Source organism: Sphingobacteriales bacterium (assembly GCA_016711285.1).
Classification (GTDB): domain Bacteria; phylum Bacteroidota; class Bacteroidia; order Chitinophagales; family UBA2359; genus JADJTG01.
On sequence record JADJTG010000017.1, the window covers coordinates 237,309 to 256,582 of the forward strand.

Here is a 19,274-nt window from a genome sequence, read left to right on the forward strand (position 1 = left end):
ATGGAGTTGAAAGCGTTTTTTATTTTTGAATACGCTCAAAATACTACCTTTGCAGCGCACGATTTTTCGTAAAAAGTTTGTTTTTTTCTGTTTTTATGCGCCACACGCTTGTTCATTCTTTTGCCGCCGCCGACCTCGCTACCATCAAACAAAAAATATTGCATTGGCTACATCCTCAGCAGCCCTGTTGCTTTTATTTGGACAGTAATCGGCAACAACACGACCGCTACGGAACTTATGAGTGTTTGGCGGCAGCCGGTGCAGCAGCTTTTATTCAGCCCGCTATGGGCTACGCTTTCAGGCATTTAGATGAATTTCGCCGCAGCTATGCCAACGACTGGTTGTTTGGTTATCTTTCTTACGATTTAAAAAACGAAATAGAACCGAGCCTTTATTCGCACAACAAAGACCTTATCGCTGCTCCCCCACTCTATTTTTGCCGCCCCGAAACCGTCATCTTTATCCCGCGCGAAAGTTGTGAGCTGCATATCGCCTGTTTGCGCCACGCTCCCGAAGCGGTATTAGAGCAAATTCTGCGGCAAAAAATCAATGTTACTGCCTCTGATTTTGATGTAGTATCGCATACCAGCAGTTTGTCTGAGGAGGAGGAGCATACTGCCTGCCCGAAGCACCCCTCTGAAAGCAGCGATGAGCCAGACCGTTTATCTGAAACGCGCCGAGCAGGTATTAGACGATATTCGCGCGGGATTGGTCTATGAACTCAATTTGTGTCAGGCTTTTGAAAGTGAAGGAACAGCTATCAACGCTTTGGAGGTGTTTCAAAACCTCAACCGGCGGGCGCAAGCTCCTTTTTCGGCATATATGCACCTCGGCGATATGTATTTGTTGTGCGCCAGTCCGGAGCGTTTTTTAAAAAAAGCGGACGATGTATTGATTTCGCAACCCATTAAAGGCACTATACGGCGCGGCAGCACTCCCCAAGAGGACGAGCAACTGAAACAGGCATTGCAAAATAATCCCAAAGAGCGCAGCGAAAATATAATGATTGTAGATTTGGTACGCAATGATTTAACCCCTTTTGCCAAAATCGGCAGCATTGCGGTAGAAGAATTGTGCGAAGTGTATAGTTTTGCTACGGTGCATCAGTTGATTTCTACCGTAAAGGCAGTATTGAAAGAGCCACAACGCGATGCAGTAGCCGCCTTGAAGGTGGCATTTCCGATGGGTTCGATGACGGGCTGCCCCAAAATAAAAGCGATGGAGCAAATAGAGCAATACGAAACACGGCGGCGCGGCTTGTTTTCGGGGGCGGTGGGTTACTTTGCACCCAACGGCGATTTTGATTTTAATGTGGTGATACGCAGCATTTTGTATCGCGGGCAGGGGGCGAAGGTGTCGGTGCAGGCGGGCAGTGCGCTGACCATTGAAAGCCAGCCACTCGCCGAATATCAGGAATGCCTCCTCAAAGCCGAAGCCCTGCAAGGGGCAGTGAATCGTGGGGATTAGAATTTTTTATATTTAGCCCAAGTTGCCACAACATAAGCAGCAGTATTTAACTTTGACAAAGTTGGAGTGCGCACAACACAAGCAGCAGTATTTAACTTTGACAAAGTTGGAGTGCGCACAACACAAGCAGCAGTATTTAACTTTGACAAAGTTGGAACTTTGTCAAAGTTGGAGTTGCCCACGCCAAATACAATGCCGCAAATGATAAATGCGGCACTGCAAATGATAAATGCACCAATGCCCACGATAAATGCAACAGTGCCCACGACAAATGCACCAATGCCCACGACAAATGCACCAATGCCCACGACAAATGCAACAGTGCCCACGACAAATGCACCAATGCCAACGACAAATGCACCAATGCCCACGATAAATGCAACAGTGCCCACGACAAATGCACCAATGCCCACGACAAATGCACCAATACCCACGACAAATGCACCAATGCCCACGATAAATGCAGCAGTGTTTAACTTTGACAAAGTTGGAACTTTGTCAAAGTTGGGGTATGCCCACACAAAATGCTTTGAACATAAAAAATCCGTAATGCACAGTTTTTCATACTGTGCGTTACGGATAAAATAAAAATTTATTTATCAATTCATCACTGCCTACCAAGCGAACAAAGGCAGCGTATTCATTTTATCGTGAACCTCTTTTTTTACGGCTTTTTTTACAGCTTCGTTATCGGGGTTGCTGATGATGCGGTCTATCCAATCAACGATTAAAGGCATGTCGGCTTCTTTCATACCGCGCGTGGTGACGGCAGATGTGCCAATGCGAATACCGGAAGTAATCATCGGCGAGCGCGTATCAAAAGGTATCATATTTTTATTTACCGTAATTTCGGCTTCGCCCAAAGCAATTTCAGCTTTTTTACCCGAAATCTCTTTATTAGATACATCTATCAGGAGCAAATGATTAGAAGTGCCGCCCGAAATAATGCGATAATCGCGGCGCAACAATTCGGTGGCTAAGGCTTGTGCGTTGGCGATAATCTGACGGCAATAGGTGATATAATCTTCGCTCAACGCCTCGTGGAAGGCAACCGCTTTGGCGGCAATTACATGCTCCAAAGGACCTCCCTGCGTACCCGGAAAAACGGCACTGTCCAACAAGCTGCTCATAGAGCGAATTTCGCCTTTGGGCGTGGTGATGCCGAAAGGATTGTCAAAATCTTTACCCATCATAATAATTCCGCCTCTCGGACCGCGCAACGTTTTGTGGGTAGTGCTGCTCACAATATGGCAATGCGGCAAGGGGTTGTTGAGCATTTTGGTAGCGATAAGCCCCGCAGGGTGGGCAATATCGGCGAGCAACAAAGCCCCTACTTCGTCGGCAATGGCGCGAAAACGGGCATAATCCCAATCGCGGGAATACGCCGAAGCACCGCAAATAATGAGCTTGGGGCACACCTCCCGCGCTTTGGCAGCTACTTTATCCATATCAATCAGTCCGGTATCCGGCTCCACGCCATAGAAATGCGGGCGATAGAGTTTTCCCGAAAAATTGACCGCAGAACCGTGTGTGAGATGACCGCCGTGAGCAAGGTCAAAGCCCAAAATAGGGTCGCCGGCTTGGAGCACCGCCAACATCACCGAAGCATTGGCTTGCGCTCCGCTATGCGGCTGCACATTTGCCCACGCTGCACCAAATAATTCTTTCAGTCTTTCAATCGCCAAAAGCTCCACCTCGTCCACATGCACACAGCCGCCGTAGTAGCGTTTATTGGGCAAGCCCTCGGCGTATTTGTTGGTAAGCACACTGCCCATTGCCTGCATCACTTGTTCGCTTACGAAATTTTCGGAGGCAATAAGCTCCACACCATGACGCTGGCGCAGATGCTCTTTTTCTATGATAGAAAAAACTAAAGAATCTATTTGCATGGATAAAAAAAATAATAAAACACTTTTTGAAATAATGAGCGCAAAGATAGTGTTTTTTTTAGGGATAGATTATGGCAAAACAACAACAATTTGAAATTGTAGTTATAGGGAAGAATTTATAAAAAAACACTATGAAATTTTACTTTCTCACAATATTATGACCACATTAAAAATACTTAAAACAAAGTATTTTGTATTAAAAAATGCAAATTATTTACAAAATATGAACAAGAAATTGTTTTTTTTGTATTTTTTTATACTTTATTTAATATTTTTGTAAAACGATTCTACCTTCTGTAAAAAATAAAAAAATGATACTCAATTTTAGCGTACAAAATTTTGGCTCTATAAAAGAAAAGCAAACACTTTCCTTTGAGGCAAAAAAATCAACACATCTCGAAGATACTTATATCATACATTCAGGCAAGTATAGAATTTTAAAACTTGCCTTAATCTACGGTGCAAATGCTTCTGGTAAAACAACCGTATTGAAAGCCCTTGATTTTTTAAGAAATATTGTGCTTGAGCCGGAAAGCAAAAAAACAAACGAATTACATTTTAACCCTTTTTATCTTGAAGCAAATACTTTGTGGAATAACACTGTTCTTGGGGGCTTTCTGAAAACCAATATTGACTTTAAAGAACTACAAGAAGTAATGGATTGGTTTACAAACTATTTTAAACGTTTAATTTTTACAAAAACACAATTAGATGAGTTAATAACATTCGGAATCAATGAAAATATTATTGACAAATCAGACATTGTAGCTATTTTAAAAAAGCAGATTTCAATATCTCTGATATTATTATTGAAGAGAAAAAAGAGAAAATACCTGATGGTTTAATTGAGTTTTTGAAAAAGCAATTTGAAGAACCTAATGACCAAATTAAGCAAATAGAAGTAAAAGGGAAATTGACAATTTTAAACATTGAATTTGAACATACCGTAAATAATATCAAATATACTTTGCCTTTGGAACAGGAATCGCAAGGAACACAACGTTACTACGGATTTGCGGGCTTATTAGCATTATTAATCAAAAAATCCAATAGTATTTCCGATTGACGAATTAGAAAGTTCTTTGCACCCTGATTTGTATTTACATTTTCTGCTTTCCTTTCTTTTAAATGCCAACAATTCTCAAATCATTGCCACTACACACAACCGCGAAATTTTAGACAACGATGATATTTTCAGAAATGATGCAATATGGTTCACGGATAAAAATGAAAGCTGTGCTACCGAATTGTATTCATTGGCGGATTTTGACAGCTCTGTTGTTCGCAAAGGTACCAATATTTTAAATGCCTATAAAAGTGGCAAATTAAGCGGAACACCTCATTTGGGCGATACTTTTATTGATTTGGGCGTATGAGGAAGCATAAAACAAACCCTCCAAAAACGGGTATTTCTTTTGCTGTTGTAGTGGACGGAGAAACGGAAGTTTGGTATCTGAATATGCTAAAACGAAACGAAAAAGATATTCGTGTCACTATAAAACCTGAGATTCCTCACAAAAAAAGTATAGCAGAACAATACGAATTAGTTTATGATTTATCAGGCAAGGAGTTTACAAAAGTTTTTTGGATTATTGATCTTGATACGGTTATTAAAGAAACCAAGGAAACATTTAAAGGAAAAAAATCACCGTTGAAATCTTTTGAAGAATACAGAGCAAAACTTGCAAAGAAATATAAAAACGTTGTAGTTATTGTAAATAATCCTTGTCTTGAATTTTGGTTTTTACTTCATTTTGAAGGAAAAAATAAATTGTATCATAATTGTTCGGAAGCGGAAAAGCAGTTAAAGCAACATCTGAGAAATTATGAAAAAACAAAAAATTTTTTCACCAAAGAAAATGACGATATTTATTTAAAATTAAAACCACACTTAAATACTGCCATACAAAACGCGTTCGCACTCGGAAATTTTGACAATCAAAATCCAACAAAAGCAATGTGTGAGATGGAATTGTTTTTCTGTTCAGGCGAACTGAAAAAGTATTTTAAGTAAAACTCACTTGTTTATCATAGAGAATAAAGATAAAAACAAGCGACAATGACATAAAAGCAAATGTTTCAAGCTATTTTTGTCAGGTTGTAATTTATTATTATTTTAGTTATCTTCTATGCGTTATTTACTGTTGGCATTGGCAGGGGCGGTATCGGCTACTTTGGCGTGGAGCGAATTACCTTTATTTCCTTTGATATTTACGGCGTGGATTCCGCTGTTTTTGCTCGAAGAAGCCGCTTTTCGCCGCCGCCTTTCGGGTCGTGCTTATTTCGGATATTGCTATGTATTTTTTTTGATATGGAATATAGCGGTAACGTGGTGGGTAAAAAATGCTTCTTTTGCGGGTTCTGTTCTCGCTTTTACGCTCAACTCGCTTTTTATGTGTGTGCCCTTGTATGTGTTGCATCGGGCGCGGCTGGCTTGGAACAAAACTTTTGCCTACGTTGCCTTCATTGCGGCGTGGCTTGCTTTTGAATACCTGCACCTGAACTGGGAACTCAGCTGGCCTTGGCTCACGCTCGGCAATGTATTTGCCTATTATCCGGCATTGGTGCAGTGGTACGAATATACCGGCGTGGCGGGCGGTACGCTGTGGGTATTGCTGCTCAATATGCTCATCTGCGAATAAGCCCTTCATTTACCCAAAAACCGCTTATCCGCAATTTTCCCGATGCCATAAAAGCATATATTCAGTTGGTATGGAAGCCCGCTTTGTTGTTTTTGCTGCCTGTGTTGGTATCTTTGGCGATATATTATAGTTATAGCGAGCAAGGAAAAGCCATAGAGGTAGCCGTTTTGCAGCCCAATATTGACCCTTATAACGAAAAATTTGAGCCGCAACTCGCACAACAGCAATTGGAGCGTTTTATTCAGCTTTCCGACAGCATCTGCACCGAACACACCACTTATATGGTATGGCCTGAAACCTCTATCCCGAACTCCGTTTGGCGGCGCGACTTTTTCAGGAGTTGCAATCGCGCGCATTGCTCAATGGCTGCAACAACGCCCACAACTGCAATTAGTGGCAGGACTTACGCTTTTGGAATATTATACGGAGGGCAAGGAAAACTGCCACCGCCCGACCTTTGCGCGGCAGCAATCATTTCTACGATGCCTTCAATGCGGCGGGTGCAGATGCAAGGCACACAGCAGCCGCAATTTTATTACAAATCCAAATTAGTGCGGTGTGGAGCGTATGCCTTATCCGTTTTTGTTCAAATTTTGGATAATTTCGCCATTGACTTAGGCGGCATAGCGGGTAGTTTGGGTACACAAACCGAGCGAACTGCTTTTATCGGAAAAGACGGTATCGGCGTAGCTCCCGTTATTTGCTACGAATCCATTTATGGGGAGTATTGCACCGAATATATCAAAAAAGGCGCAAATGCTATCTTTATTATCACCAACGATGGCTGGTGGGGCAACACGCCCGGGCACCGACAGCATTTGCATTATGCTTCGCTGCGTGCCATTGAAACACGCCGCGACATTGCCCGCTCTGCCAACACGGGTATTTCGTGTTTTATTGACCAGCGCGGCATCATACGCCAAGCCACCAACTACGATGAAGAAAAAGTAATCAAAGACACGCTCTATGCCAACGAAGCTCTTACTTTTTATGTGCGTTTTGGAGATTATATTTACAAAATAGCTTGCGGTGCAGGCGTGGTATTAATTTTGCTGCTGATAATTATAAAAAAATCAAATCGCCGGAATCTGTCGCGCACCGTCTGATTTTTTTATCGGATTAAAAAAAACAATATCTATTGATATATGATAAAATTTTCGTCTATTTTGAAAGAGAGTGCAATGATTTTTTGCTGGAGTTTTTTATGGACAAGTTGCTCCGAAACTCCGCCGCACACTTCCGACAAGCACCCAAGCACGCCCGCCGCTACCGACAGCAACAGCAGCACCGCCACCACCGACTTGCAGCAAGTATTGGCGCAGGGCAAAAAAATATACAATAAACGCTGTGCGATTTGCCATTTAGAAAACGGCAACGGCATTGAAGGTACTTTTCCGCCTTTGGTGCAATCTGACTTTTTGGCAAAAAACTTAGAAAAAGCGATACACGGCACTGCCAACGGTATGCACGAAACCATCGTAGTAAATGGTGTAAGCTACCAACAGGCAATGCCGCCGCCCGTACCCGACCTAAGCAACGAGGAGTTGTCGGCGGTATTTACCTATATTTTGAACGAATTTGACAATGGCGGCGGCACAGTGAGCGTGGAGCAAGCCGCCCGCGCCCGACAGAACCCCGCAAACTAAAAAAAAGCAAAAGCCTCTGCTTCCGTGTGGTGAGCAGAGGCTTTTGTTGCTTTATACCGCTTTGTGGTAAATTTTCAGTCTTTCTTTTAATTCTTTTCTCGCAAAAAGATACGACTTTTCACCGTGCCGAGCGGCACTTGGAGTTTGTCCGCAATCTCTTGATACTTAAAACCTTCGTAGTGCATCATAAATGGCAAACGATACTCCTCGAAAGTTGATTAATTACTGTGAATATCCTCCATCATAAAGTTTACTTCGGCGGTATTGCCCAAAACGGGGGCATCAGCCTTGAATCCAACAAAAAGTATTATCAGAAGTATCAATGATGGTGTTGTGTTTTACTTTGCGGCGATAGTTATTGATGAAAATATTGCGCATGATGGTAAATAACCACGCTTTCAAATTTGTATTTTCTTTGAATAAATTTTCATTCACTAAGGCTCTGTATGCTGTTTCTTGCAATAAATCCTGCGCATCTTCCGAATTTTTAGTCAAACTGATGGCAAACGGACGCAATTTATTACAACTATTTACTACCGAGGTTTTAAAATCTACTGCTGTCATAATTTTCTAAATTTTAATTCAATGAACAAACCTAATTACACTTATAAATAAAATAAACAAGAAACAATAGAGATACAAATATTGCAGTTATTCTTTATCAAACAGCCGTAATATTGTATTATTTTATTGCACAAATATAACGACTAATCGAGGATAAAATGATACATTCTCTAATTATAATGATTTATTTAAAATAAATTAACACTTTTAAAAAAACTGCGATTATTGTTATTTTACAACAAAAAAATATATTGCCCCTGTTGAATATCTGTCTCTAATATTCTTATTACTATCAAAAATCTAACCACAGTAAAAGAAACGACAAAATGGCAGTTTTTTTTCTTAAAATGACAGCCTACTGCTATCAAAGACAGTGTTGCGCAGTTCACAACATGAATAATTGTAATATATATAAACGATTTAGACAATAAGAGCCTTATAGCATCCTAATATTACAATTAATTTTACCGCCTGAACTATAAAGAGAAGTAAACTTTATTACAAAACATTGCTATGAACCAATACGAGCTACTGGTTGCCATCCGCCAAGCCTGTGATAGTGGCGCACGCTGTTTATCGTTTGATAATAAGGGTATTCGGCATTTGCCGCCTGAAATTGAGGATTTAGTACATTTGGAGGAGTTAGATTTGCGCGATAATGAACTTCCCGAATTGCCGCGCCAAATTTCACAATTACCCAACCTCAAAGTTTTGCGATTGGAATATAACCAAATCCGCCAACTGCCCGACGACCTTTTTTTACTGCCTCATTTAGAAATCATTGACCTCGAAAACAATGAACTCAGTTCCTTGCCTGCTACTTTGAGCAAAGCCCAACAATTACGGCATTTTATCGCCAACGGCAACCAACTGAAAAAATTACCCGACATTTTCGGACAACTCAAAAAATTAGAATATGTAGAGATAAACAACAATGCGCTTACACAATTACCCGCTTCTATCGGCGGCTTGAGGGCATTGAAACATTTAGATGTCTCTCAAAACCGCTTAGTACAACTGCCTTCGGGTTTTGCACAATTACAACAGTTAATATCCCTCAATTTGAGCTACAATCCGGTTGTGGGTTTTTCCCGAGAGCATCAGCCACTTAAAAAACTTGCGCCACCTCCACCTCAACCACAACCAAATAGATGTGCTCCCTTCTAGCATTGAAAACCTGACACAATTACAAAGCCTTTCTTTAAAAGACAACAGCCTCGACAATTTGCCCGAAGCCATTTGTGAATTATCTGCCTTACAGGAATTATTGCTCAATAACAACAAAATCCAAAAACTGCCACGGCATTTAGTCAATTTATTCAAACTAAAAAATATTGAAGTAGAGCAAAACCCCCTCATATTTCCTCCCTTAGAAGTAGCTCAACAGGGTATTTTTGCATTAAAACACTACCTGCGCTGTGAAGCCAAATTGATAGAAGGCAAAAAAATCAACATCAGAAAAATAGAAGCTCCTGCCACTTTTTGGACTTCGGCATTGATGTTTTATTTCAGTTATTTGCCTTGGTTTTTGAAGGAAGTAAAAAAAGTAGATGCCGTAATTACTACCACCGCCTCCGAAAAAGGAATTATTATTGAAGCCGAATTGTGCGACTCTATGGACTTGGCATTGTACCAGCAATATTTGTCAGAATTTTTAAATCTGATGTATTGGGAAAAACCGACCTACTCGCATAATATTCAGTCCTATAATAACACTTATGAAAGCCGCAAACATTGGTTAGTAGTACACAATATGTTGTTGCATTTAGAGGCTATGATGTTATTATTTGGTACTGAAAAAGAGCAATTTGAACAATTTATGGCAAAAAGTGAAATACATCAGCGCAACAACGAACGCCTGATGCGCCCTCCGACCACAGCGAGCCGCCGCGTAGTAGCAGCTATGCTTCACAATCATTCATAATAACCACCCCTCTAAAAAAAGCCCTTTAAAAGAACCACCACTTGTATAAAAACTTTTTTAAAAAGCAAAAATTTACCGTTTTTTCAATAAAAGCCTGAAAAACCCCTATATTTGCACGCCTAATTTTAAAGCAGCAATATAAGAAGGTAAATACAGATATGGAAAAAATACAAATGGTGGATTTGCGCCGCCAATATGAAGGAATCAGAGCGGAAGTAGCAGCAGGTTTTGAACAAATTTTAGAAAGCGGTGCTTTTATCAATGGTCCCGTTGTAGGAGAATTTACCGCACGTTTGGCGGATTATCTCGGCTCCAAACATGTTATTCCTTGCGCCAACGGCACTGATGCCCTCAAGCCGCACTGATGGCACTGCCGCTACAAGCCAGCGACGAAATCATTACCACGCCTTTTACGTTTGTAGCCACTGCCGAAGTCATTGCATTACTGCACCTCAAACCCGTTTTTGTAGATATTGACCCGCAAACCTTCAATATCAACCCCGATTTGATAGAAGCCGCCATCACACCGCGCACCCGCTGCATTATGCCGTGCATTTGTACGGTCAGTGCGCCGCTATGGAGCAAATTTTAGATATTGCCACTCGCCACCGATTATTTGTGATTGAAGACAACGCCCAATCCATCGGCGCAGATTATACCTTCAGCGATGGCAAACGCGCCAAAAGCGGCACCATGGGGCATATCGGCTGCACTTCTTTTTATCCTTCCAAAAATTTGGGAGCTTACGGCGATGCAGGAGCTATATTTTGTAATGATGATGCACTCGCCCAACAACTCAAAATGGTCTGCAATCACGGTCAGTTGCAAAAATATCATTCGGATATTATAGGAATCAACTCGCGTTTGGATAGTTTTCAGGGCGTAGTACTGAACGCAAAACTCAAGAAATTAGATACCTATATCGCTGCACGCCAAGCGGCTGCCGACCAATACGACCAATATTTCCGACAAGCGGAGGACAACATTACGATACCTTATCGCGCTCCTTACAGCACACACGTTTTTCATCAATATACCCTCATTATCCGAAACAAAAACCGCGATATTTTAAAACAACAATTAGAACAAGCAGGTGTGCCTACTATGATTTACTACCCATATCCGATGCACCTCAACCGTGCTTTTGCTTATTTGGGGTACAAAAAAGGTGATTTTCCGGTGGCAGAAGCGGCGGCGGCACATACTATCTCGCTACCTATGCACAGCGAAATGAACGAAGCACAAATCAAATTTATCGGCGAAACATTATTGCATTGCCTGCATCATACCCCTACCTTATAAAAACAAACAAATTCAATCAATACAAAATATTAGTTTTCAGATATTTAAAACTAAAAAATCACTAATACATCAACAATTTTTAAAATTTATTGAGCCGATTTGTGACTTTATATACTTTCAAACATCAAGATAAAAAGGGACAATATTGGTTTTATTATTCATATTTTTTTAATACATATTTTTATACATTAGATGAAAATCGCAGTAATTGGTACAGGCTATGTAGGTTTGGTGACGGGAACTTGTTTTGCAGAAACCGGCAATAATGTGACTTGCGTAGATATAGACGAGAAAAAAGTAGAATTGCTCCGTTCGGGCGGCATTCCTATTTATGAACCGGGGTTTAGATATTATTTTGAGCGCAATATCCGACAAGGTCGTATTCATTTTACCACTTCTTTGGAAGAAGGTATTGAACAACAGAAGTGGTATTTTGGCTTTGCCTACGCCTCCCAGGCGAAGATGGCTCGGCTGATTTGTCGTATATCCTGCGCGCGGCAGCCGATATTGCCCGCCTGCTCAAAGATTACAAAGTTATCGTCAATAAAAGCACTGTGCCGGTGGGTACGGCAGAAAAAGTGAAAGCCGTTATCAGCCAGTATTATACAGATGATGTAGATGTGGTTTCCAACCCCGAATTTTTGCGCGAAGGTGCTGCCGTAGAAGATTTTATGAAACCCGACCGCGTAGTGGTGGGAACCAGCAGCGAACGCGCCCGCAAAATCATGCAACGCCTCTACGAACCCTATATCCGTCAGGGCAACCCCATTTATTTTATGGACGAACGCTCTTAAAAACCTCCAAAGAATACGAGTACGATTTCAAAATTCTCAATTCTGTTATTGATGTCAATCAAAAACAGCGTGAGCGTATGGTGGCTAAAATCCGGCAGTATTTTGGCGGCAACCTGAAAGATTTAAAAATAGCCGTATGGGGCTTGAGTTTTAAACCCAACACCGATGATCTTCGCGAAGCCCCCGCTTTGTATATTATCGAACAACTCCTGCAAGATGGCGCAGATATTACCGTTTTTGACCCCGAGTCTATGAAAAACGTAGAAGCGATTTTTGGTAATAAAATTAAATATGCCGCCAACCAATACGATGCCACCGAAAATGCCGATGCACTCGTCATTATGACAGAATGGAACGTATTCCGCTCACCAAATTTTGAGCGGATGGCGCAAAAAATGAAAAGAAAGATTATTTTTGACGGTCGTAATTTATACGCCGTCAATGATATGGAAGGTTTGGGCTTTGCTTACACGAGTATTGGCAGAAATCATGTAAACGGCTAAATTCCGGTTTACGGCAATTTTTACATAAAAAATATAACATCTTTTATACCAAGTAAATAATTTTTTCACCCATGCAAAAAAGGGTTTTGATTACCGGCGCAGCAGGATTTTTAGGCTCACACCTGTGCGACCGCTTTCTGAAAGAAGGATACCAAGTAATTGGTATGGACAATTTGCTCACCGGTAATTTGCGCAATATAGAGCATCTTTTCCCACGAAAAGATTTTGAATTTTATCACCACGATGTTTCCAAATTCGTGCATGTGCCGGGTGATTTGCATTATATTTTACATTTTGCTTCGCCCGCCAGCCCCATTGATTATCTCAAAATGCCCATTCAAACGCTGAAAGTAGGCTCTTTGGGCACACACAATTTATTGGGTTTGGCAAAAGCGAAAAATGCACGCATCTTAGTTGCCAGCACCTCCGAAGTATATGGCGACCCCCTCATTCATCCGCAGCACGAGGAATACTGGGGCAATGTAAATCCGGTAGGTCCGCGCGGCGTATATGACGAAGCCAAGCGATTTCAGGAGGCAATGACGATGGCGTATCATACCTATCACGGTTTGGAAACACGCATTGTGCGCATTTTCAACACTTATGGACCGCGTATGCGCTTAGATGATGGACGCGCACTGCCTGCATTTTTCAGTCAGGCAATGGAAAACAAACCCCTCACCGTATTCGGCGATGGCTCACAAACACGCTCTTTTTGCTATGTAGATGATTTGGTTGAAGGCATTTATCGTTTGTTGTTCAGCAACTACCACTTGCCTGTAAATATCGGCAATCCCGACGAAATTCCGCTGCAGCAACTCGCCGAAGAGGTATTGTCGCTCACAGGCTCGCCCTCCAAAATAGAGTATCGCGCGCTGCCCGTTGACGACCCGAAAGTGCGCCAACCCGACATCACCCGTGCCAAAACCATTTTGGGCTGGGAGCCGAAATACAGCCGTTTGGAAGGTATGAAAATTACTTACGATTATTTTAAAAAGGTGTTGTAATTGGTAGAACAAACAAGTTTATTCATTCATTATTTTTATAAAAAGACCGCTTACTTTAAAAAAAGTAAGCGGTTTTTCATTTTTAAAGGTTTTCAATATCTTTCTTTTAAAAAAAATATCCTGACACCATATTTTAGCGATTCTGATACGCCTTCAACCCCTCGCGCAAGCAAGCCACTGCCGCCTTCAAATCGGTTTCGTTGAGTACATAAGCAATACGCACTTCTTTTTTTCCAAACTCAGGCTGCGAATAAAAACCACTACCCGGAGCCATCATCACCGTTGCTCCCTGATAGCTGAAAGATTCCAGCATCCATTGGCAAAAATGGTCACAATCATCAATCGGCAAGCGCGCCATAATATAAAAAGCCCCACCCGGATTAGGACACACCACCCCTTCTATGCTGCGCAACCCCTCCACCAAAGTATCGCGGCGTTGGGTGTATTCTTTTTTTACCTCTTCAAAATAAGAAGACGGTGTACGCAAAGCGGCTTCGGCTGCCACTTCGCTAAAAGTAGGAGGACTCAGGCGTGCCTGTGCAAATTTGAGTGCTGTGGCAATAACCGCTTCATTACGGCTCACCAAAGCCCCCAAACGCGCACCGCAGGCACTGTATCTTTTAGAAATAGAATCGATAACAATGGCGTGTTGGTCTAAACCATCGAGCGATAAAATGGAAGTGTGGTGTGTGCCGTCGTAGCAAAATTCACGATATACCTCATCGCAAAACAAAAATAAATCGTGGCGCAAAGCAATATCGCGCAAACGCTCCAACTCCGCTTTTGAGTATAAATAACCCGTCGGGTTGTTGGGATTGCAAATTAAAATAGCTTTGGTGCGGGGAGTGATGAGGCGTTCAAATTCATCAATGGGCGGCAGGGCAAAACCATCGTCAATTTTTGCCCTGATAGCCTTGATATGAATACCGCCCGCCGTAGAAAAACCATTGTAATTGGCATAAAAAGGCTCAGGAATAATAATTTCATCGCCTTCATCTAAGCACGAAAACAAACCGAAATACAAAGCCTCCGAACCGCCCGTTGTCACCATAATATCCTGCGCACGCACCTTCACGCCCACACTTTCGTAGTAGCCGCACAGCTTTTGACGATACGACAAACTACCTTGCGAAGGCAAATATTCCAGCACTTCGGCATTGAAATCATGCACAGCGTCCATCACCACCTGCGGCGTTTTGATGTCGGGCTGTCCGATGTTCAAGTGATAAATTTGTACCCCGCGTTGCTTGGCTGCATCAGCATAAGGCACTAATTTGCGAATGGGCGAAGGCGGCATGGTGCTGCCTTTTTGAGAAACTTTGGGCATATATTTTAAATACAAGGATATTTTAAAAAAATCAATACAAAAAAAATGCTGCTACCAATAAGAGTACTCTAAAAGAGATAAGAGCTATTTTTATTTCGCAACAAGGCAAAGGTAGTAAATTTTCCTGCTTTCGCAAGTTGCAGTAAGGGATTAATTCTTTTTGCTGTGTCGTATGGCTTTCATATTGTATTGCAGTTTCACATCTATTTCTATGGAGCGTCCGGGCAAGGGGCGTTGTGCAATAGTCTGATAATTTTCATTGGTTATATTGTTGATTTTCAAACCTATATGCAATTCTTTGGAAGGAAACACCCAAGGATAATACAAAGCAATATGTTGTAAAAGATAAGGCTGTAACCAAGTTGTATTGCGGGTATCGGTATAGCTTTTGCTCACGCGCTGTAGCGTATAAGTGAGCGACAAACGCTTTTTAAATATCAAGGTAAAATGTTGCCTTAGTTTCCACTGCGGTGTATAGGGAAGTTGTTTTCCCCACTCAGCAACATTTGCCGAAGTATGATGTAATTGTGTGCTTTTACCGCCATCTGCCGCTATTTTCCATTGCCAGCTCCAACGGGGCTGAGGGCGTGCCAGCGTTATTTCTGCTTCTGCTCCCCTACTCCACACCCGCTGCAAATTTTGCGGCGAAAATAAAGCTCCGTTCAAGGGCAGCCATACTATCCAATCTTTCACGCGACTGCTATACACACTACACTGATAAGTCCACTCTATTTTTCCGTTTTTTTTTCCGCTTATTCCTATTTCTTGCGCATAACCGCTTTCCGGCTTCAAATCAGGATTACCCCCCGGCTGCCAAAATAAATCGTTGAGTGTGGGCTGGCGATAATGACGTTCTGCATTGGCATAGATACGCAACAAGTCTTTTTTCAACTGCCACGATAGACCTATTGCGGGCATGGGAGGCAAAAAACGGGTGCTGTGTGCTTGCCGCATTGAAACATTGAGCAAGGCTTTTTGTTGGGCAAAAGTCAAGGAATAAGCGACTAAGGCACTCACCGTATTGCGTTGTGCTGTATAAACCGAAGTATGTGCCTTTTGATGTTGCATTTGCAAACTCAACGCTATTTTATGTTGCCGCTGATGATAGTTCCATTCATTTTCAAAAGAAAAGGAAGGGGCGCGGTTGGTGGCATCAATACCATTTATATTATCCTGATAATCAATATTTTCGTAAAAATAATTAAAAGCGGTATTGCGGTAGCCATATAAATTACGATGCTGCCAGCGGATACCGCCGTGCCAGTTGCGGTCGTGCTGCACCGCCTGCGAAAGTGTTTGTGCCAAAGTAGGCGGAATATGGCGGCTATATAACTGACGCAATACATACATTTGCAAAATATCGGCATTATTTACGGCAAAAGTAGCACTGCCCAAAGCGGCGAATTGTGTTTGCTGCGCATTTTGTAGCCGAACACGCGGCTGATTGGGTAAAAAAGGATTGTCGTAGGTAAAATCGTTGTCGGTGCTGCGGGCAAAGATTTTTAAACGAAGGGCAAAGCGTTTTGCATCACCTGTGGCATAAGCTGCCGCCGCCTGTTGTGTATTAAAACTGCCGCTTTGCAGATACAGCGTAGCTTGGTGTGCATCGTTCAACGCCGGAAACGTACTAAAATGCACACTCGCGCCCACTGCCCCACTGCCCCACACTGCGCCGTTGCCGCCGTATTCTACTGCTATTTGCTCAAAAAAACCGCCGGCAACAAAGCAAGGTCACTTACACCATTCATAGAGCTTTGCAGATTGAAGCCATTGAGCAAGAGGGCGGTATGCTGCGCCGCCGTTCCCCGAAAAGAAGGGGTGGCAAGCGTTCCTGCTCCATAGTGGCGGATAAAAACGGGGTATTTTCGCTCAACAACTGCGGTAGCGACTGAGGCGGCAGCGAATCGGGGTGAAAAATATGGGCAAATGAGGTGGCGGTGAAGGTAGCACGCGGGCTGTAAATGGCAACTTCGGGCAATGAATGAACAGAGATGCTGTCGGGAATAGCGGCTTGAGCAAAGATACTGGGCTGTATTCCGAATAAAAATATCAACTTTGAAAAAAAATATATAAAATTGATGCCCAATAATTTATCATTCTTCTTAAATAAACTCCACAACAGATACATGCTAAACAGTGCGTATTTTTTATAAGCGCAAATATAACTTTTTATCTATCTTCATTGTTTTTAATTCCTTATTCATCTATCAATAATATGAGCAAAAATCCTCCCGTTTTTCCCGTAGAAAAAATAGAAGCCGAATGGCGGGCGCAGCTTTCGCCCGAACAATATGATGTGTTGCGCGAGCAGGGAACAGAGCGTCCGTTTAGTGGTAAGTTTAATTTGCACCACGAAAAAGGCACTTATCATTGTGCCGCTTGCGGCAATGCTTTATTTTCGGACGAAATGAAATTTGAGTCGCATTGTGGCTGGCCGAGTTTCGACCGCGAAATCAAAGGCGGAAAAATTCTGCAACGCTTGGATAAATCGCATGGCATGCTGCGCACCGAAATTGTGTGCGCGCAATGCGGTGGGCATCTGGGGCATATTTTTAATGATGGCATCACCGACACCGGTATGCGATATTGTGTCAATTCTTTGTCGTTGGAATTTTCGCCCACAACCGAAGCCCCCGCCGACAAAGAACAAATTACGCTCGGCGGCGGCTGCTACTGGTGCATAGAGGCGGTTTTTCAACGTTTGCGGGGAGTGGAAAAAGTGGAGTCGGGATTTTCGGGTGGCTTTATAAAAAACCCCGCTTACCGCGAAGTGTGCAACGGCAATACCGGACACGCCGAAGTGGTTCAAATTACTTTTGATACTTCAAAAATTTCATTGGAAGAAATTTTGCAGGTGTTTTTCAGCGTACATGACCCCACCACCCTCAACCGTCAGGGCGGCGATGTGGGTACACAGTATCGCTCCGTTATTTTTTATCACAACGAAGCCCAACACCAAGTGGTTCGGAAAGTGTTGCAGGAATTAGAAGCCGAAAAGGTTTTTGACCAACCTATCGTTACACAAGTACAAGCCTTTGAGGTATTTTATAAAGCAGAAGATTATCATCAAAATTATTTCAACGACAACGGCACACAGCCTTATTGTCAGGCAGTGGTGCGCCCCAAAGTAGAGAAGTTTCAAAAGGTATTCAAAGAAAAGCTGTTGTAGTTTGATTTTAAAAAAAGGTATTTCTTTTTCTTTTTAAAAAAGTATTTTTTTATAAAAGCGGCAGCACAATGAATACAAATCCTTCTTTTTCTTCAACTTTGGTATTGGCGGGCGGCTCCGGCTTTATCGGCAGCTACATTACTCAATATTTTACGGAAAGAAATTATAAAATTGTGGTTTTGACGCGGCAGGCAGTATATGCCTCGCCCCAAGCTGCTGTTGAATATGTGCATTGGGACGGCGAAAATGTGGGAGATTGGCAGCGATATATAGAAAATGCCGCCGCTATCATCAATTTAAGCGGAAAAAGTGTAGCTGCCTTGCACACGCCTTCGGTACGAAAAGAAATCGTCAGCAGCCGCGTGCGGTCGGTGCGGGCAGTGGGCGAAGCGATTGCCCGTTGCCAACAGCCGCCGCCCCTGTGGGTACAGGCTTCGGCGGTGGGCTACTACGGCAACACCGCCGCCACCTGCACCGAAGACAGTCCCGCCGGAAGTACTTTTTTGGCGCAGGTATGCCAACAGTGGGAAACCGCCTTTGCAGCACAAACCCTCCCCACTGTGCGTCCTGTGTTGCTGCGCTTGGGCATTGCTTTGGAGCGCGGCGGCGGTGCTTTGCAGCCGCTTATCAAAGCGACACGCCTATTTGCGGGCGGTGCGGCGGGCAGTGGCGAGCAATATATGCCTTGGTTTCATGCCGAAGATTTGTGCCGCTTTATAGAAATTGCCCTGCAAAATGCTGCCATCAAGGGGGCTTATAATATATGTGCTCCTGAAGTGCCCACTAATGCCGAATTTATGAAAACCCTACGCCAACAGTTGCATCGCCCCTGGTCGCCGGCGGTGCCTACCGTCATTTTGCGCCTCGCCGCCCCCCTGCTGATGAACGCCGAGCCTTCGGTGATTTTGGAAGGCTGCCGCGCAGTGCCGCACCGCCTGCAAGAGTTGGGTTTTTCGTTTAAATACCCTACCTTAGCCACCGCATTAAAAGCAATTTTTTCATAAAAAATTATATCATTCCAATACATCGATTGATTTTTT

16 protein-coding genes and 4 pseudogenes are annotated in these 19,274 nt (G+C 42.8%); 14 read left to right on the forward strand and 6 right to left on the reverse strand.

All coding sequences use genetic code 11. From position 1 onward, the window contains the following. Window positions 1-77: 77 nt before the first annotated feature. Together IPL35_17005 and IPL35_17010 are read left to right on the forward strand one after the other, a co-directional pair. A complete protein-coding gene (locus tag IPL35_17005; GenBank protein ID MBK8444989.1) occupies window positions 78-719 on the forward strand; it encodes a hypothetical protein in 642 nt (213 codons plus the stop codon). Then, on the forward strand, window positions 649-1,467 hold the full coding sequence (locus IPL35_17010) for an anthranilate synthase component I family protein (GenBank protein ID MBK8444990.1): 819 nt from the start codon (window positions 649-651) through the stop codon (window positions 1,465-1,467). Before IPL35_17005 ends, IPL35_17010 begins: the two co-directional genes overlap by 71 nt. Before the next feature lie 136 nt (window positions 1,468-1,603). Here IPL35_17010 and IPL35_17015 read toward each other — a convergent pair whose 3' ends face one another. Continuing rightward, a complete protein-coding gene (locus IPL35_17015; protein ID MBK8444991.1) occupies window positions 1,604-1,915 on the reverse strand; it encodes a hypothetical protein in 312 nt (103 codons plus the stop codon). A 166-nt stretch (window positions 1,916-2,081) separates the two neighbouring features. Next, window positions 2,082-3,356: a serine hydroxymethyltransferase gene (locus IPL35_17020; GenBank protein ID MBK8444992.1), complete on the reverse strand. Its 1,275-nt coding sequence runs from the start codon at window positions 3,354-3,356 to the stop codon at window positions 2,082-2,084. Window positions 3,357-3,667: 311 nt separating this feature from the next. On the opposite strand from IPL35_17020, the pseudogene IPL35_17025 reads away from it, so the two are divergent. From IPL35_17025 to IPL35_17045, 5 genes and pseudogenes are all read left to right on the forward strand, one after another. Beyond that, window positions 3,668-4,732: pseudogene (locus IPL35_17025) on the forward strand (ATP-binding protein). Further along, the gene (locus IPL35_17030) at window positions 4,729-5,370 is read left to right on the forward strand and encodes an RloB domain-containing protein (GenBank protein ID MBK8444993.1); all 642 of its coding nucleotides are present in this window, start codon (window positions 4,729-4,731) and stop codon (window positions 5,368-5,370) included. The pseudogene IPL35_17025 and the gene IPL35_17030 overlap by 4 nt, the downstream one beginning before the upstream one ends. A 115-nt stretch (window positions 5,371-5,485) precedes the next feature. Continuing rightward, entirely contained in the window at window positions 5,486-5,998 is a 513-nt protein-coding gene (locus tag IPL35_17035; GenBank protein MBK8444994.1) for a hypothetical protein, read from the forward strand. Continuing rightward, a complete protein-coding gene (locus IPL35_17040; GenBank protein ID MBK8444995.1) occupies window positions 5,926-7,104 on the forward strand; it encodes an apolipoprotein N-acyltransferase in 1,179 nt (392 codons plus the stop codon). The genes IPL35_17035 and IPL35_17040 overlap by 73 nt, the downstream gene beginning before the upstream one ends. A 39-nt stretch (window positions 7,105-7,143) precedes the next feature. After that, the gene (locus tag IPL35_17045; protein ID MBK8444996.1) at window positions 7,144-7,644 is read left to right on the forward strand and encodes a cytochrome c; all 501 of its coding nucleotides are present in this window, start codon (window positions 7,144-7,146) and stop codon (window positions 7,642-7,644) included. 51 nt (window positions 7,645-7,695) lie between these two features. Here IPL35_17045 and IPL35_17050 read toward each other — a convergent pair. Then, window positions 7,696-8,208: pseudogene (locus tag IPL35_17050) on the reverse strand (RNA polymerase sigma factor). A 513-nt stretch (window positions 8,209-8,721) separates the two neighbouring features. On the opposite strand from IPL35_17050, the gene IPL35_17055 reads away from it, so the two are divergent. The 5 genes and pseudogenes from IPL35_17055 (at window position 8,722) to IPL35_17075 (ending at window position 13,738) form a co-directional block, all read left to right on the forward strand. After that, window positions 8,722-9,375 (forward strand): leucine-rich repeat domain-containing protein, encoded by a 654-nt coding sequence (locus tag IPL35_17055; protein MBK8444997.1) that lies wholly within the window; start codon window positions 8,722-8,724, stop codon window positions 9,373-9,375. Next, the gene (locus IPL35_17060; protein ID MBK8444998.1) at window positions 9,326-10,132 is read left to right on the forward strand and encodes a leucine-rich repeat domain-containing protein; all 807 of its coding nucleotides are present in this window, start codon (window positions 9,326-9,328) and stop codon (window positions 10,130-10,132) included. The genes IPL35_17055 and IPL35_17060 overlap by 50 nt, the downstream gene beginning before the upstream one ends. 158 nt (window positions 10,133-10,290) lie before the next feature. Continuing rightward, a pseudogene (locus tag IPL35_17065) lies at window positions 10,291-11,434 on the forward strand (DegT/DnrJ/EryC1/StrS family aminotransferase). A gap of 192 nt (window positions 11,435-11,626) precedes the next feature. After that, window positions 11,627-12,731: pseudogene (locus IPL35_17070) on the forward strand (UDP-glucose/GDP-mannose dehydrogenase family protein). A gap of 71 nt (window positions 12,732-12,802) precedes the next feature. After that, window positions 12,803-13,738, forward strand: a complete 936-nt coding sequence (locus tag IPL35_17075) for an SDR family oxidoreductase (GenBank protein MBK8444999.1) — start codon at window positions 12,803-12,805, stop codon at window positions 13,736-13,738. 133 nt (window positions 13,739-13,871) lie between these two features. On the opposite strand, the gene IPL35_17080 is transcribed toward IPL35_17075, so the two are convergent. The 3 genes from IPL35_17080 to IPL35_17090 all read right to left on the reverse strand — a co-directional run bounded on the left by IPL35_17080 (window position 13,872) and on the right by IPL35_17090 (window position 17,118). Then, window positions 13,872-15,065, reverse strand: coding sequence for a pyridoxal phosphate-dependent aminotransferase (locus IPL35_17080; GenBank protein MBK8445000.1), 1,194 nt, complete (start codon window positions 15,063-15,065; stop codon window positions 13,872-13,874). Between the two features lie 150 nt (window positions 15,066-15,215). After that, on the reverse strand, window positions 15,216-16,733 hold the full coding sequence (locus tag IPL35_17085) for a TonB-dependent receptor (GenBank protein MBK8445001.1): 1,518 nt from the start codon (window positions 16,731-16,733) through the stop codon (window positions 15,216-15,218). A gap of 76 nt (window positions 16,734-16,809) precedes the next feature. Continuing rightward, on the reverse strand, window positions 16,810-17,118 hold the full coding sequence (locus IPL35_17090; GenBank protein MBK8445002.1) for a hypothetical protein: 309 nt from the start codon (window positions 17,116-17,118) through the stop codon (window positions 16,810-16,812). Between the two features lie 162 nt (window positions 17,119-17,280). On the opposite strand from IPL35_17090, the gene IPL35_17095 reads away from it, so the two are divergent. Both IPL35_17095 and IPL35_17100 read left to right on the forward strand, forming a co-directional pair. Next, entirely contained in the window at window positions 17,281-18,234 is a 954-nt protein-coding gene (locus IPL35_17095; GenBank protein MBK8445003.1) for a bifunctional methionine sulfoxide reductase B/A protein, read from the forward strand. A gap of 68 nt (window positions 18,235-18,302) precedes the next feature. Beyond that, window positions 18,303-19,238: a TIGR01777 family protein gene (locus IPL35_17100; GenBank protein ID MBK8445004.1), complete on the forward strand. Its 936-nt coding sequence runs from the start codon at window positions 18,303-18,305 to the stop codon at window positions 19,236-19,238. The last annotated feature ends 36 nt before the right edge of the window (window positions 19,239-19,274 follow it).